At 65.4% G+C, this 14052-nt stretch carries 15 protein-coding genes; 7 read left to right on the top strand and 8 right to left on the bottom strand.

Annotated features, from left to right (window positions below):
• Positions 1 to 146 precede the first annotated feature (146 nt).
• Complete coding sequence (locus LC092_RS16500) at positions 147 to 455, bottom strand: hypothetical protein (protein ID WP_224808332.1); 309 nt, start codon at positions 453 to 455, stop codon at positions 147 to 149.
• Between the two features lie 128 nt (positions 456 to 583).
• On the opposite strand from LC092_RS16500, the gene LC092_RS16495 reads away from it, so the two are divergent.
• The gene (locus LC092_RS16495; protein ID WP_224808331.1) at positions 584 to 1726 is read left to right on the top strand and encodes an ATP-grasp domain-containing protein; all 1143 of its coding nucleotides are present in this window, start codon (positions 584 to 586) and stop codon (positions 1724 to 1726) included.
• On the opposite strand, the gene LC092_RS16490 is transcribed toward LC092_RS16495, so the two are convergent.
• Complete coding sequence (locus LC092_RS16490) at positions 1723 to 3090, bottom strand: cytochrome P450 (RefSeq protein WP_224808330.1); 1368 nt, start codon at positions 3088 to 3090, stop codon at positions 1723 to 1725. The two genes, LC092_RS16495 and LC092_RS16490, sit on opposite strands and share 4 nt — an antisense overlap.
• Before the next feature lie 90 nt (positions 3091 to 3180).
• On the opposite strand from LC092_RS16490, the gene LC092_RS16485 reads away from it, so the two are divergent.
• The 4 genes from LC092_RS16485 to LC092_RS16470 all read left to right on the top strand — a co-directional run bounded on the left by LC092_RS16485 (position 3181) and on the right by LC092_RS16470 (position 5570).
• Positions 3181 to 3927: a hypothetical protein gene (locus tag LC092_RS16485; RefSeq protein WP_224808329.1), complete on the top strand. Its 747-nt coding sequence runs from the start codon at positions 3181 to 3183 to the stop codon at positions 3925 to 3927.
• A 116-nt stretch (positions 3928 to 4043) separates the two neighbouring features.
• Complete coding sequence (locus tag LC092_RS16480; protein WP_224808328.1) at positions 4044 to 4508, top strand: TspO/MBR family protein; 465 nt, start codon at positions 4044 to 4046, stop codon at positions 4506 to 4508.
• Between the two features lie 181 nt (positions 4509 to 4689).
• A complete protein-coding gene (locus LC092_RS16475) occupies positions 4690 to 4977 on the top strand; it encodes a hypothetical protein (protein ID WP_224808327.1) in 288 nt (95 codons plus the stop codon).
• Positions 4978 to 5033: 56 nt separating this feature from the next.
• Positions 5034 to 5570, top strand: coding sequence for a hypothetical protein (locus tag LC092_RS16470; protein ID WP_224808326.1), 537 nt, complete (start codon positions 5034 to 5036; stop codon positions 5568 to 5570).
• A 104-nt stretch (positions 5571 to 5674) separates the two neighbouring features.
• Here the strand turns inward: LC092_RS16470 and LC092_RS16465 are convergent, their stop codons facing one another.
• Genes LC092_RS16465 through LC092_RS21295 form a run of 6 tightly spaced genes read right to left on the bottom strand, consistent with a single transcriptional unit; the run spans position 5675 to position 11834 of the window.
• On the bottom strand, positions 5675 to 5965 hold the full coding sequence (locus LC092_RS16465) for a hypothetical protein (protein WP_224808324.1): 291 nt from the start codon (positions 5963 to 5965) through the stop codon (positions 5675 to 5677).
• A gap of 7 nt (positions 5966 to 5972) precedes the next feature.
• Positions 5973 to 7175, bottom strand: a complete 1203-nt coding sequence (locus tag LC092_RS16460; protein ID WP_224808322.1) for a geranylgeranyl diphosphate reductase — start codon at positions 7173 to 7175, stop codon at positions 5973 to 5975.
• 4 nt (positions 7176 to 7179) lie between these two features.
• The gene (locus tag LC092_RS16455) at positions 7180 to 8538 is read right to left on the bottom strand and encodes a BCD family MFS transporter (RefSeq protein ID WP_224808320.1); all 1359 of its coding nucleotides are present in this window, start codon (positions 8536 to 8538) and stop codon (positions 7180 to 7182) included.
• Positions 8539 to 8575: 37 nt separating this feature from the next.
• Complete coding sequence (gene chlG / locus LC092_RS16450) at positions 8576 to 9493, bottom strand: chlorophyll synthase ChlG (RefSeq protein ID WP_224808318.1); 918 nt, start codon at positions 9491 to 9493, stop codon at positions 8576 to 8578.
• Positions 9494 to 9544: 51 nt separating this feature from the next.
• A complete protein-coding gene (ppsR, locus tag LC092_RS16445) occupies positions 9545 to 11005 on the bottom strand; it encodes a transcriptional regulator PpsR (protein ID WP_224808316.1) in 1461 nt (486 codons plus the stop codon).
• A 7-nt stretch (positions 11006 to 11012) separates the two neighbouring features.
• Positions 11013 to 11834 (bottom strand): B12-binding domain-containing protein, encoded by an 822-nt coding sequence (locus LC092_RS21295; protein WP_224808315.1) that lies wholly within the window; start codon positions 11832 to 11834, stop codon positions 11013 to 11015.
• 407 nt (positions 11835 to 12241) lie between these two features.
• Here LC092_RS21295 and bchF point away from each other — a divergent pair, with 407 nt between their 5' ends.
• Positions 12242 to 12757: a 2-vinyl bacteriochlorophyllide hydratase gene (gene bchF / locus LC092_RS16435; protein ID WP_224808343.1), complete on the top strand. Its 516-nt coding sequence runs from the start codon at positions 12242 to 12244 to the stop codon at positions 12755 to 12757.
• The gene (locus tag LC092_RS16430; RefSeq protein WP_224808314.1) at positions 12754 to 14052 is read left to right on the top strand and encodes a ferredoxin:protochlorophyllide reductase (ATP-dependent) subunit N; all 1299 of its coding nucleotides are present in this window, start codon (positions 12754 to 12756) and stop codon (positions 14050 to 14052) included. Before bchF ends, LC092_RS16430 begins: the two co-directional genes overlap by 4 nt.

Raw genomic sequence — 14052 nt, 5'->3', positions numbered from 1 at the left:
GACGGTAAGGCGGGCACCTTGGTGCGGGTTGTTCATCCTTCGGGATCCTCGGCTGGAGTTTGGCGATTGCAGCCTAACCCCGAACCGGGTGAACAACCTCCTGAGACTTCACATCTAGACGCGCGCTTTCGGCCCCGGTGCGGCCCTCAGTTGCGCGGCCGCACGACCCGCTCGCAGTAATAGGCGACCGGGCATTGCGCGGTGTCGCGCGTCGGCGCATAGCTCGGCCGCAGGATCTCGTAGTGGCCGCAATAGCGCCTGTCGGCGACGAAGCGCGAATAGGTGTATTGCCCCGTCGACAGCACGATGGCGCCCGAGCGCTTCACCAGATCCTGCGCCTGCGCGCAGGTCATGGTCCTTGTGTCCGGGCGGGCCTGAGCGGGCAAGCCGAACAGGAGGAGGACGGCGGCCGAGGCCACGACCGCGCGGATGGTTTTTGCTGGAGTCTTGAACATGGTGTCACCGCGATGCTGCGGCGCGACGTTCCGCGCCTGAGTCCCGAATATGGCGCATCCATCGTCCGCGTCGAGCGGAGCATGCGTCGGCGATACACCGCAGCCGGATTTTGTCCTAGCATCGGGGCATGTCGAAGACCGTTCTGCTCACCCTGGGGCGGATGCCCAAATCTCTGGATCTCGCGCGAGGGTTTCATGCGCTGGGCTGGCGCGTGGTCGTTGCCGAGCCCTTCGCCTGGCATTTGTGCCGGGCGTCGCGGACGGTTTCGAAGTCGCTGCGCGTCAGGGCGCCGGCGCGCGATCCTGATGGCTACCTCGACGATCTGCGCAAGGTGATCGAGCGCGAGCGCATCGATCTGGTCGTCCCGGTGTCCGAGGAAACCCTGCATGTGGCCGGTCTGACGGAGGGTCTCGCTGCCGGCGTTCGCCTCTACGCTCCGCCTCGGGCCGCGCTGCTCGAACTTCACGACAAGCTCATGTTTGCGCGCAAGATGCGGGCGCTCGCTCTGCCGGTGCCGGAGACGCATCCGGCTGACAGCGACGCGGGCAAGACGCTTGCGGCGGACCGTGCCTATGTCCTCAAGCCCGCCAATTCCTGTGCCGGTCTGGGCGTTTCGATGCATGCGGCCGGAACGCCCCTGCCGGAGCGCGGCGCGCGTCGGGATCTGGTGGTGCAGGAACGCCTCGACGGCAGGCTGCTGAGCAGTTTTTCGATGCTCCGCGCGGGGCGGGTGCTGGTCACCAGCGTCTACCGCGGCGTGGTGATGAGCGGCACGGTGGCGGTGTGTTTCGAGCGGTTGGCCGAGCATGCCGGCATTGCGGACTTCGTTGCAAGCTTCGCCCGGAAAACCGGATACAGCGGCTTCGCGTCCTTCGATTTCGTCGAGGACGATGACGGCCGGGTGCAGGCGATCGAGTGCAATCCGCGGGTGACCAGCGGCATTCATTTCCTCGAAGCCGAGGATGTCGCGCGGGCAATCGCCGAGCCGGACGCCGACCGGCCGGTGCGCTTTCGCCCGCAAACCTTGATGCAGCAATTCTATCCCTGCCTGATTGAATGGCAGGCCGCCATGTTCAACGGGCGGGAGCGGGGCATGAAATGGCGCGCGATGCGTGAGGCCCGCGATGTAACCTGGGACCCGCGCGATCCCCTGGTCTTCCCGACGATGACCTTCACCTCCTACCCGATCCTCGTGCCGGCGGTTTTCAAGGGCAAGTCGATGGGCGAGACGACGACCGAGGACATTCTCTGGTCCGGCGCTGGCTCCTAACCGCGTCGCGTGACCCGCACCATCACCTGATCGGCGGGACGAGTGGTGAGCCGCGCGGCCGGGCGTACTTTTTCCGGCGCAAGCGGCTCGAAGTCGAAACGGCGCAGGAGCCGGGCGAGGATCAGCGCGCTCTCCGTCTGCGCGAAGGCCGCGCCGACGCAAATGCGCGGGCCGAGGCCGAAGGGAAGATAGCTGCCGTGGCGGATCTTTGCCTCGCGCTCCGGCGAAAACCGCTCCGGATCGAACGCGTCCGGATTGTCCCAAAGCCTCTGGTGGCGGTGGATGACCCAGGGCGCGATCATGATCAGCGCGCCGCGCCTGATCCGGCGCCCGCCAAGGCGCGTGTCGGCCATCGCGACGCGCGGCAGGAAGGTGATCGGCGGATAAAGCCGCAAGGTCTCGCGAAACACCTGGCGCGTGTAGGCAAGTCTCTTGGTGGCGTCGATGTCGATCGGCCCCGCGCCGGCCACGGCCTCCACCTCCGCGCGCACCCTCGCGGCGATATCCGGGCGGATGGAGAGAATGAAGAACACCCAGGTAAGCACGCTGGCGGTCGTCTCGTGTCCGGCCAGAAAGAACACGCCGAGCTGGTCGATCAGTTCCTCGCGGGTGAAACCGGTGTCGGTCCCGTCCTGGATACCGCGCGCGCCGATCACCGCCGAGGCGATGTCGTCGTAGGAGGCGCCGGCCGCCAGGTGGGTGTCGATCATCTCGCCCAGGTGGCGCCGAATGCGGGCACAGGCGGCAAGCACCTCCGGCGGCTGGGCGACGGGGGCGAAGGCGGGGTCGAAGATCAGCCGCGACAGTTTCACATGCGCCACATGCCGCTCGAACGCGGCGAAGTCGGAAAACACGTCATGCGCGACCTGTGACTGCAGCGGCGTCGAAAACACTGTCCTCGTGATGATGTCCGCCGTCAGGTGGCTCATCGCGAGATCGAGAGAAACGGGTCTGCCTTCGCCCGCCACCCCATCCAGATGGGCCTCATAGGCGTCGACGGCAGCCTGCATGGCGGTGAAGGCGCGGTTCAGCCGGATGTGGGAAAAGGCCGGGTCGATCATCTCTCTTTGCCGCCGCCAGCGCGCCCCGGCGGATACGAAGATGGAATCGCCGACGAGCGGTTCCAGCGCGCCCACCATCAGGTCGCTTTTGGGAAAGATCTGCTCCGGGTCCTTCAGCACGTGGAGGACGAGGTCCGGGTCGTTGACGATCACGGTGGAACGTCTCGAATAGCCGAGCGGCCCGATGGCCGTGCGATAGGCCGCGGCCGGAAGCAGGCCGAGCAGGTCGCCATCGCCCCGCCAGACGCAGCGCGCGAGCGCAAGGAGAGAGGGCAGGGAGCGGGTGCGGGGGGGCGCGTACAAAGGCGGCCTCGGGAACGATGCGGACGACCTTTTCAAGCCTAGTCCATATTTCATGACGATCAAATATGTAATATGATTGTGACATAACTGGTGGCGGGGACTGCGATGATCTGGGTGTTCGAGGCTTTCGTGATTGCCCATATCGTGACCGGCGCCACCGGGCTCGTTGCCTTCTGGGTGCCAGTGGCGGGGCGCAAGGGCGGCGACACCCACCGGCGGTTCGGACGCATATTCACCTTTTCCATGCTCGCGACCGGAGCGGCTGCGGTTGGCATCAGCATCGCCACCCTGATCGCGCCTCTGGAAACCCATCCGCATTTGCCGGATGCGGCCTTCGTGCGCGGCATTTTCGGCTGGATGATGCTTTATCTGGCGGTTCTGACCGTCAATCTCGCCTGGTACGGCTGGCTCTGCATCACTTTGAAGCGCGACCGCGCGGCGATGCGGACGCCGGTTAACCTCCTTCTTCAGGGGCTCCTCGCGGCGCTGGCGATCAACTGCGTGGCGCAGGGGATCCTGATCGGCGAAGCGCTGATGATCGGGATCTCCGGCATCGGCTTTGCGACGGTCGCGACCAATCTCTTCTACCTCTATCGCGCCCGGCCGCACCCGCTCGGGTGGCTCAAGGAGCACATCAAGGCGCTGGTGGGGGCCGGCATCTCCGTCTACACGGCATTCTTCGCTTTCGGCGCCGTTCGCCTGATGCCCGAGATCGCTCTGAACCCGGTTCTTTGGAGCATCCCCTTGATCGTCGGACTTTCAATCATCATCTATCAGTGGCGCGCAATCGCCCGCAAAGGCGGCGGACGGGAACGCAAACGCCCGCTAACCGCTTGAAAACGAACGCTTGGGGTCCCGAGTACCGTTTCGTCCCGATTGCGTGTTAGGATCATGGGCGCGAGGGCAGAACGCTCGCGCGGCAAGGCTTATCGCAACCTCTCTGGAAGGATCCCATGACGCTGGCCATCATTGTGCTGCTCGTGTTTGCGACCGCTTCCAGCGGAGCGATCTTCAAGCCGGGAGACTGGTATGCGAGCCTCGAGCGTCCCGACTGGACGCCGAAAAACTGGGTTTTTCCGGTCGTCTGGACGGTGCTCTACATCATGATCGCCTTTGCCGGCTGGCTGGTGTTTGCCGCAGAGGGATTTGGCCTTGCAATGGTGATCTGGGGCGCCCAGCTCGTGCTCAATGCGGCGTGGTCGTGGCTTTTCTTCGGGATGCGCCGCATGGATCTCGCGCTGATGGACATTGGCGCGCTGCTCGCGTCGATCTTCGCCTTCATGGTCGCGGCAAGCATGGTTTCCGTTCTGGCGGCGATGCTGTTCGTGCCCTATGCGATCTGGGTGATGACGGCGGGCTATCTCAATTACCGAATGATCCGGCTCAATCCGGATCAAGTGCCGGCGCGCGCCGGCTGAGCGCGCATCCCGCCTGCGGGATGCCGAAACCGAACATGCCAGACCTCGCCTTCGAATGCGGGCGGCATGTGTACTTTAATCCTGTGGCGGTTCGGGCGTGGCCTGACAACGAAACGGGTCCGCATCCAAGCGGATCGGGTCGCAACGTCCGAATTGCCGACGAATGGAAGGAGCCAGACAGATGGCAGACAAAAACGCCTATATCGAAAAGACCAAGGCGCAACTCGACCAGTGGAATGCGGAGATCGACAAGCTGAAGGCGAAAGCCGATGAAGCCAATGCCGATGCCCGCATCCAGTATGAGCGCGAAATCGAAAAACTCCGGGCGCACCAGGAAGAAGCGGAAGGCAGGCTCAAGGAGCTGCGCGCCGCCGGTGACGATGCCTGGAGCGACATGAAGGCCGGTTACGAAAAGGCCTGGAAGAACCTGGGCGATGCGGTGGATTCCGCCATGTCGCGGTTCAAGTAAACGCCTTGACGCGTCTTGCGCATTTTCCAGCCCTCCTGATCGGGAAAGGAACTGACATGAAGGTGTTGAAATCGCTTCGCGTTGTTGCCCTTGCCGGACTTGTCGCGCTGCCTGCCGGCGTCGCTGCCGCGCAGGACCAGGACAAGAGCGTGACGACCTCGGAAGAGGTTCGCGCGAAGGTCTCGCAGGCGATGGACGCGATTGCCGACTACAGTGCGCAGGAACGCGACCAGGCTGTCGCCGCCGCGCGTGAGGCGATGACGGAGCTCGACGCCGAAATCGAGCGTCGGGCCGATGCCTTGCGCGAGGGCTGGGACGAGATGAGCGAACAGGCACGCGAGGCCGCCAAGGCTCAGCTTGCGGACCTGCGCGCGGCGCGCAATGCGCTCGGCGAACGGTTCGGTGCGCTTCAGGCGGGAACCGCTGACGCCTGGCAGGAGTTGAAGGCCGGCTTCGCCAATGCCTATGACCGGTTGAACGCGGCCTGGTCGGAGGGCGAGGTGGGAAAACCCACTGACAAGCCGACCGGCGAGCCCTCCGACCCGTCGACCGAGAAGCCGTCCGCCAAGCCGGACGACCCGCCTGCGAACTGACACTGAGCGGCCAGCGGGCCATGACGGCAAGTCCCTTATGGATCGAGCCGGAACGGACACGCGCCGCCCCCCCTGTCGCGACAGGGGGGGGCGGCGCTATTGTGTCAGCCGTCTTGCGGGGATTTCAGCCTCGCCGTCAGGTCGAAGAGATGCGCGGCGAGGCTCGCTGCCAGGCACAGGGCGATCGGCACGCCGCCCTTGCCGGTGAGCGCAAGATAGAGCGCCCCCATCAGGGCGATGCCCGAAAACCCGTTCAGCAGCAGGGAACGGCGCAGGGATGCCTTGCGAATGGCGATGGCGATCACGCCGAGTTCCAGAAGGAGGACGCCGAGCGCGATCAGGGCAATCGCGCCGCTTTGCGTCAGGCTGTCGAGAAGCTGAAGTGCCGTGGTCATCGCCGGCCTAGACGCGGGCCGGAATGCCGAGCAGCTGCCGGATGTCCTTGATGGCGACCCGGAGGTGGGCCATCGGCTCGCGCCGCACCAGCTTCTTGTTCAGATAGCTTTCCCAGGTCAGGCGCTGTACGTCCGGATCGGCGCACATCTTCACGAACTGCTCGCGCCTCTTGTCGCTTCCGTACCAGATCGACTGCATGATCCCAAGCGTGAAGAACACCATGCCGTGCTCGCGCATGAAGCGCTTGCGCACGCTGGCGAGGGCTTTGGCCGAGTTGCTGGCGAACATCTGGCCGATGGCCTCCGCAGCGATCTGGCCGCTCAGCATGGCGTAATAGATGCCTTCCCCCGAACAGGGCGCGACAACGCCGGCGGCATCGCCGACCAGTACCACGTTGCGGCCGTCGTCCCAGCGCCGCATCGGTTTGAGCGGCAGCGGGGCGCCTTCCTCGCGCACCGTGCGCGCCTCGCCAAGGCCGGCGGCCTCGCGCAAGGCGCGGGTTGCGGCTTTCAGGCTGTGGCCCTTGACCGCCGAGCCGCAGCCGATCGAGGTGTGCCGGCCATGGGGAAACACCCAGCCGTAGAAATCAGGCGAGATCCGGCCGTCATAGATCACGTCGCAGCGGTCGGCGCGAAACAGCTCCGGATCCGGTGCCTTGGGCGATTCAACGATCTCGTGATAGGCAAAGACGTAGGGCGGTTTGCGCTTGGGGCCGAAGACGCTCCGCCGCACGGCGGAATTCGCGCCATCCGCCCCGATCACGCAGCGTGTCGTGATGTGGCGCAACTCGCCGGCTTTCTCGCCGACCGCGACGCTGACGGTCACCGTGCCGTCCCGATTGCGCTCCAGCGTCTTGAAGGTTCCGGTGAGCTGCACCGCTCCGGCCTCGACCGCACGGGCCCGCAGGAATGGGTCGAACAGATCGCGGTCGACCATGCCCACATATCCGATGTCGCCGATGTCCATTGCGACATTGTGGCCGCTCGGCGCGATGATGCGGGCCGAATGGACCTTCGCGGTCAATTGCTCCATCGGCAGGTTGAAGTCGCGGATCGCCCGCGTCGGAATGGCGCCGCCGCAGGGCTTGATCCGGCCCTCCCGGTCGATCATCAGCACCGAGTGGCCTTCCAGCGCAAGCGCCTGCGCGGCGGTTGCGCCCGCCGGCCCGCCTCCCACCACAACGACGTCGAAGAAATCGCGATTGTCCATTGTCTTACTCCGCTGCGGCGAGGGGGAGGGGCATGTCGGTGTCACGGGTGCCGGGGCGCGGGCGTTTGCTGCCGATCCTGAGTGCGAGCACGGCCGCGTTCAGGAAGAGGATCGCCTCACCGCCAAAGACGAGCGTGAAGGAAAGCGCCGTGTCGCCGCTCACGGCGCGGGCCACATCCAGTGCGACCGTACCGAGAACGCCGCCCAGTCCGAAGGCGATGGCCTGTGCCGCGCCCCATACGCCCATGCGAATGCCTTCGCGTTTCGGGCCGCCGGCGCCGGCGAGTGCCATCATCGTGCCGATGGCGGCGACGGCGAAGGCGCCATTGGCGGCCCCCAGCAAGAAGATGTTGGTCTTCAGCGGCCAGTCCGGCGCGACGGCCGACCCGAGCGCCAGGGCCGCAAGTGCCGCCGCCGATCCCAGGCACCCTGAGACGATGAAGATCTTCAGGATCTGCGGTCGCCGGCGGGCAAGCAGCGACCCGGCGATGCCGACCAGCGCCATGCCGACAAAGACACCCGCATGCTGCACGCCAGAGAGTTTCGTGGTCTCGCCCGGCGTCATCTCGAACAAGAGGCCGCCGAAAGGCTCGAGAATGAGATCCTGAGTGCTGTAGGCGAGCATCGACACGAAGACGAACACCGAGAACACGCGCGCCTCGCCGTCGCGCCAGGTCTCCGCAAGGCTGATGCGAAAGCTGCGCGTCGAGAAACCGGGCGTCTCGGGAGCGGACCTGGCGGCGGCGTGATCAAGCGGGACCGCTGTGCGTTCCAGCCGCCAGAGCGCCAGCGCGGCGATTGCGAAGACGGTCGCGCCGGTTGCCGCCGTCACCAGGACGAGGCGGGCGTGGGAATAGGGATCGAGCACGCTGCCCGTCACGATGGCTGTGATGACGATGCCGGCGATCATCATCATCCAGACGATGGTCGCCGCTGCCGGGCGCCGCTCGGGCGCGGTGCGGCTTGCAAGAAGCGCCAGCAGCGAGGTGCCGCAGGCGCCGATGCCGACCCCGATTAGCGCATAGCAGACGAGCGCGGCCGCAAGTCCGTAGGCAAACCGGATCTCGAACAGGAAGGTGGTTGCCGCAGCACCCGTGCCGGAAAGGGCGAGTAGCGCCAGCCCGCCGAGGATCCAGCCGGTCCGCGAGCCGCCGACGTCCGAACCGTGGCCCCACACCGGCCGGGCAATCTGGACCGCATAATGCAGGCCGACCAGCAGCCCCGGAATGACGGCGGCGATGGCGAGTTCGACGACCATGACGCGGTTGAGCGTCGATGTGGTGAGCACCACCACGGCCCCCAGCGCGGCCTGAACCAGCCCGAGACGCGCGATTGCAATCCATCCAAGCCCGGCCGGTGTCATTCGATCTCTCCGTCAATTCCAGTGTCGAGCGGCCCCGTCAGGCGGAGACGAGCCCGCGCAGCGCGAAGGCCGCGATCACCATTCCCGTCACATAGAGGCCGACGCCGATGGCGCTGTACCAGACGGCGCGGGCGATCGGGTCCTTCAGGAAACGGGCCATGCACACGAGCTGGACAAGCGTTAGTCCCGCGATCGCGGCGGCGAAGAAGGGGCGGCCCCAGGCGAGCAGCGCGGCGACCACCGCAAGCTGCGCGAGCGCCATGGTGAGACAGGCCAGTCTCGCCGCTGCCTGGGGGCCGTAGCGGGCGGGCAGCGAGCGGATGCCCATCTGCCGGTCGCCCTCGATCGCCTTGAAATCGTTGAGCGTCATGATGCCGTGCGCGCCAAGGCCGTAGAGCAGCGCGATCAGACCGGTGCGCCAGTCCGGCAGGGCGTTGGTCGCGGCGGCGACGGCGGTCAGCCAGGGCAGCGTTTCATACGAGAGGCCAACGGCCGCGTTACCCTGCCAGCCGTCCTGCTTCAGCCGCAGCGGCGGCATGCTGTAGATCCAGGCGAAGACCAGGCCGATCACCGCCGCCACGAACACCCAGATGCCAAGGAGAGCGGCAAGCAGAAGCGACAACAGCGATCCGGCGATGGCAACCCAAAGCCCCCAGCGTCCGGGCATGCGGCCCGACGGAATGACCCGGTTCGGCTCGTTGATGGCATCGACATGGCGGTCGTACCAGTCGTTCACCGCCTGGCTGGTGCCGCAGATCATCGGACCGGCGAGCAGGATGCCGCCGGCGACATAGGCCCAGCGGCTGCCGAGATCGGCGCCGCTGGCGATCATGCCGCAGCCATAGGCCCACATTGGCGGAAACCAGGTGATCGGCTTCAGAAGCTCAAGCACCGCCGCTGGTGTGGGCCATGTCGCCGCGCGCTGGCCCGTCTTTGGGAAGGATCGTGCAACCATGCAAAAATGCTAGGCTGGACACATGGGGTTGTCAATCTGAATTGACACTCGTCAAATGGAGTTGACAGACCCCCGCCCGCCGCCGCCGAAATCCTCGAGGCCGTGGCGGCGCAGCTTGATGTAGAGGCTTTGCCGGCTGAGCCCCAGCAGGTCCGCGGCCGAGGCGCGGTTGTTGTCGGTCTGGCGCAGGGCGGCCTCGATGCACATTTTCTCGATGACGTCGACGGCCTCCCGGATTAGCTCCTTGAGCGGCACGCGTCCGATCAGTTCGGAGAAGTCCGCACCGTCGGGCGCCAGGCTGGCAGCCGACATGCCCAGGGCGGATTCCCGCTTGGCCGCGCCGCCGATCAGCAGGCAGACGCTTTCGTGGCCGCCATGGGCAAATCGCCCGGCGGAGACGGTTACCGGTTTGACTCCGCCAAGGTCGTCGCGGATGACCGTTGCAAACTGGCGCACCGATCCCTCGTCGCGGACCTTCGCGAGCAGGACATTGAGATCCACGGCGGAACCGCCGAGCCAGTTGTTGAGGTTGCGGCCGATCAGCCGCTCCTTGTTGAGCAGGCCGACCATGTCGAGGAAGGCATCGTTCAGGTTCTCGATCGTGCCCTTCATGCCGATGGTGACAAGGCTTTCCGGCAGCGTTTCGAAAACGTCGGTTGCGTCGCGGTTTACCGCGTCATCGTTCTCATGCGCGCCCGGCGGGGGCGACAGGCGCAGGAACAGGCTGTTGCGCCCGTTCTCGCGAAACGGCTCGAGCGCGACCGACTGCTCGACATCGACCTCCGCCAGACGCGCCACCGCCGCCCGGGCCGTGCCGCTGTGCTGCGCCTCGCTCATCAGTTCCCCGAGCATGTCGCGATGACCGGATTCAAACAGGGAAATGATGTTTTCGCCGATCAGCTTGCCCACGGGGCGCAACAGGGTGCGCGATGCCGCAAGATTGGCGTCCACGATCTTCCGGTCCGTTCCGTCGACGATCAAGATCGGCTGGCTGAGTTTCTGGAAGATGGTGCGGTACCGCGTCTCCGCATCGCGGATCTTCCGATACTCGCGCTCAAGCTCCAGCTGCGCGTTGAGCAACTGGTTCTGGATCGACGCGATCTTGCGCAGGTCGTCGCCGAGTGCCATCCAGCAGTTGAGGCCATCTACCGCGACGAGCCGGTAATCGACGGGAAGGTCGGGCATGCCGGTGGCGGGGCCGGGGTGGTTGACCTGCCGCCGGCGCGTCGGAGAGGCGCTTTGGATATCTGCCAGAAGCGAATCGACCTTCTCCGTCGATTCGACGGTGACGGTGTCCCGCCACTTGCGACCGACCCAGCCTTCGACATTGTAGCCGGCAAGCGTGCCGTCCGCGTAGGCAATGTCGAGGACGGTCCCGTCCCGCGAAATCAGCAGCGAGATGTCCGATCCGAGAGAGGCGAGCTGGGCAGCCGTTTCGACGCTCACATTGTCGAAGCGGTTGGCTGATGCCTCAAAGAGGCGGGGTTTGGATCGGATATTGTTGATTTGCATGGCGGAATCACGGCCGTGTGTCTTGTGGGGCGTGCCGCAAATCCGGGAAGGTAAGATCGGCCCGGAGTTCACGCAGGTGAATGTCGGCGATCTGCAGCGCGACATGGATGCTGTCGCAAACATAGTCCACGCCAAGGCGAACCAGCCATGCGGGATTTTGTCCCGCTGCATGGCCGCCCGAAATGATGGCGGGGCGTTGCGGCGCAGGGATTCTTTCGACAGCCTTCACACAGTCACCGGCAATTGAGGCAAGCGCAGCGTTTGTCCAAGAGAAACAAACGATATCGATTTGTGCCTTGTCTAACCTTTTTTCAAGAAAATCAATTGATTCAACCTGAAAGAGGTCGGTTTCCCAGCCGAACGCCCGCAATATTTCTTCCAGAATGCACACCCCAAAAGTGTGATGCTCCTGAGCCGGAACCAGAAGTAGACATCTGCCGTTTGTCTTTTCCGGTCGCCCCGCGCTTTCCAATTGGCAGATTCGCCGCATCACGCATTGCAGCCGACCCATCGCGATGGTCACGTCGAGGAAGGACGTCGCGTCGTCGTTCCAGTCGTCGCCGATCGCCCGGGCAACGGTTTCCAGGACCTCAAGCCGGTCCTGGGTGGTCAACGCACTGTCCGCGATCAGCGCGAAGGCCGCGTCCGCAGCAACGGTGGAGGTCGGGTCGCAGACGCGGGCCTTGATCCGCTTGGCCAGATCGCAGGCCGGATTGCGGGCATGTCTGGAGGTCGGTCCGTGGCGCGCCGCAACCTCGCGCAAGACGCGATGTGCCATGCCGTGGAGGTCGCGCGTTGTTGTCGTGACCGGCGGCATGCCGATGCTCACGATCGCATGTCTTGCGCGCTCGTCAAACGCGCCGCGCGTGTCTAATCCCGCTCTGTGCATGGTTCCAGACCGGTCCGTTTCTCGGCCCTGCAAGTGCCTGATGCGGGTCGGATCGCGGCGCGAGGGAGCCGCAAAATGTCGCAGCACTGTTGGGAACCTGGTCCTGTTGTCTTCCGCCGTCCGCTGATCCATCGCCCGGACGGGCGGTATGTGGGGTGGATTTTTTCCACTGGCGATACAATGTCACACTTTATTTTTTGTGTAAACGAAACATAACGTCAACAAAAGTTGACACTCGCGCAAAGTCGGGTTTACTGTTTCCGGACAGATCCTGAGGGAGGCGGGAATTGACACGCGACACCGACAAAAAGGCGCCAGACGGTTTCAGGGGTCAGCATGGACCTGCGGTGCCGGTCGGGCTCTATACAGAGGCGCAGCGGGCCCGCCGCGACGCCTCCCCCTGGACGCTGATTCAGGGCGTGCTGGCGCCGGTTCAGTTTCTGGTGTGTCTGGTCAGCGTGGCGCTGATTGCCCGTTTCCTGCTGACAGGCGAGGGGCTGGTCGCGGCCAATATCTCGATCATCGTCAAGACCTTCACGCTCTACACGATCATGATCACCGGAGCGATCTGGGAGAAGGAGGTCTTCGGACAATATCTCCTGGCCCCGGCGTTTTTCTGGGAGGACGTGGTTTCCTTCGCCGTGCTGGCGCTCCATACCGCCTATCTTCTCGCCTATTTCTACGCGCTGCTCGCGCCGTCCGCGCTGATGGTGCTGGCGCTGGCCGCCTATGCGACCTACGCGGTCAATGCGGCCCAGTTTCTCTGGAAGCTGCGGCAGGCCCGACTTCAGGCGTCCGCGCAAGGGAGCGGCGGCGAGGCGGCCGCCACATCGGCAACGCCCGTTGCGGGAGGTGCCGCATGAGCGTCCTGGAGCGCCTTCCCCAAAGCACGGGCGCGGACTGCGCCACGCAGGCGGCACCGCTGCGCCAGCGCGGCCAGCACGAGGTGTTCTGCGGCCTGACGTCGATCATCTGGCTGCATCGCAAGGTGCAGGATGCGTTCTTCCTGATCGTCGGCTCGCGCACCTGTGCCCATTTGATGCAGTCGGCCGCCGGGGTGATGATCTTCGCCGAGCCGCGTTTTGCAACGGCCATCATCGACGAGCGCGATCTCGCCGGCATGGCCGATCTCAACGAGGAACTCGACCGTGTTGTCGAGCGTCTGCTTGCTCGGCGTCCCGACATCAGGATGCTGGTCCTCGTCGGCTCTTGCCCCTCTGAGGTGATCAAGCTCGACCTGCCGCGGGCCGCCGGGCGGCTGAACCGTCTGCATGCGCCCGAAACGCGTGTCATCAGCTATTCCGGCAGCGGCATCGAGACGACGTTCACCCAAGGGGAAGACAATTTCCTCGCCTCGCTTGCCGCCGAGTTGCCGGAGGCGCCGGCTGCGGCCTCTCCGTCGCTGATGGTTGTCGGAACGCTTGCCGATGTGGTGGAGGATCAGTTCCGGCGCCTGTTCGAGGCATTGGGCATTGGCGACGTTGCTTTCCTGCCCTCGCGCAAGGGCTCGGAGCTTCCCGCAATCGGTCCGAACACGCGGCTGTTGCTGGCCCAGCCCTGGCTCGGGGCGGCAACCAAGGCGCTGGAGGCGCGCGGCGCGACGCTGATCGAGGCGCCGTTTCCGCTCGGCGAACAGGGCACGACGGCCTGGCTCGGCGCCGCGGCAGACGCGTTCGGCGTCACCGGCGAGCGCTTCGAGAGCGTGACGCGGCCCGGTCGCGAGCGGGCGCGGGCCGCCCTTGCCCATCACCGCGACGATCTGTGCGGACGCAGCGTGTTCTTCTTCCCCGATTCGCAGATGGAGCCGGCGCTTGCCCGCTTCCTGCATGTCGAGGCAGGCGCGCGGATCCTGGAGGTCGGCACGCCCTATCTCCACCGCACCCACATGAACGCCGACCTCAGCCAACTCCCGTCGGACATCGTCCTGAGCGAGGGCCAGGACGTCGATCTGCAGATCGCGCGCTGCCGCGCGGCGGATCCGGACCTGATCGTTTGCGGCATGGGTCTCGGCAATCCGTTCGAGGCGGAAGGACGGACCACCAAGTGGTCGATCGAGCTCGTCTTCGCCCCCATCCAGGGTTACGAGCAGGCCGGCGATCTCGCCGAGCTCTTCGCCCGTCCCCTGCGACGGCGCGCGGCACTCAAGGTGGAGATCTAG

The organism is Stappia stellulata, from assembly GCF_020176715.1.
Classification (GTDB): Bacteria; Pseudomonadota; Alphaproteobacteria; order Rhizobiales; family Stappiaceae; genus Stappia.
Note: the sequence above shows the minus strand (reverse complement) of the source record. Positions and strands in the feature narration are given on the sequence as shown.

Excerpts from the sequence above, each read along its gene's own strand:
- LC092_RS16455 (WP_224808320.1), bottom strand. The coding sequence starts at position 8,538 with ATGACACCGGCCGGGCTTGGATGGATTGCAATCGCGCGTCTCGGGCTG.
- chlG (WP_224808318.1), bottom strand. The coding sequence starts at position 9,493 with ATGGTTGCACGATCCTTCCCAAAGACGGGCCAGCGCGCGGCGACATGG.
- LC092_RS16500 (WP_224808332.1), bottom strand. The coding sequence starts at position 455 with ATGTTCAAGACTCCAGCAAAAACCATCCGCGCGGTCGTGGCCTCGGCC.
- LC092_RS16480 (WP_224808328.1), top strand. The coding sequence starts at position 4,044 with ATGACGCTGGCCATCATTGTGCTGCTCGTGTTTGCGACCGCTTCCAGC.
- LC092_RS16460 (WP_224808322.1), bottom strand. The coding sequence starts at position 7,175 with ATGGACAATCGCGATTTCTTCGACGTCGTTGTGGTGGGAGGCGGGCCG.
- LC092_RS16470 (WP_224808326.1), top strand. The coding sequence starts at position 5,034 with ATGAAGGTGTTGAAATCGCTTCGCGTTGTTGCCCTTGCCGGACTTGTC.
- LC092_RS16465 (WP_224808324.1), bottom strand. The coding sequence starts at position 5,965 with ATGACCACGGCACTTCAGCTTCTCGACAGCCTGACGCAAAGCGGCGCG.
- LC092_RS16430 (WP_224808314.1), top strand. The coding sequence starts at position 12,754 with ATGAGCGTCCTGGAGCGCCTTCCCCAAAGCACGGGCGCGGACTGCGCC.
- LC092_RS16495 (WP_224808331.1), top strand. The coding sequence starts at position 584 with ATGTCGAAGACCGTTCTGCTCACCCTGGGGCGGATGCCCAAATCTCTG.
- LC092_RS16475 (WP_224808327.1), top strand. The coding sequence starts at position 4,690 with ATGGCAGACAAAAACGCCTATATCGAAAAGACCAAGGCGCAACTCGAC.
- ppsR (WP_224808316.1), bottom strand. The coding sequence starts at position 11,005 with ATGCAAATCAACAATATCCGATCCAAACCCCGCCTCTTTGAGGCATCA.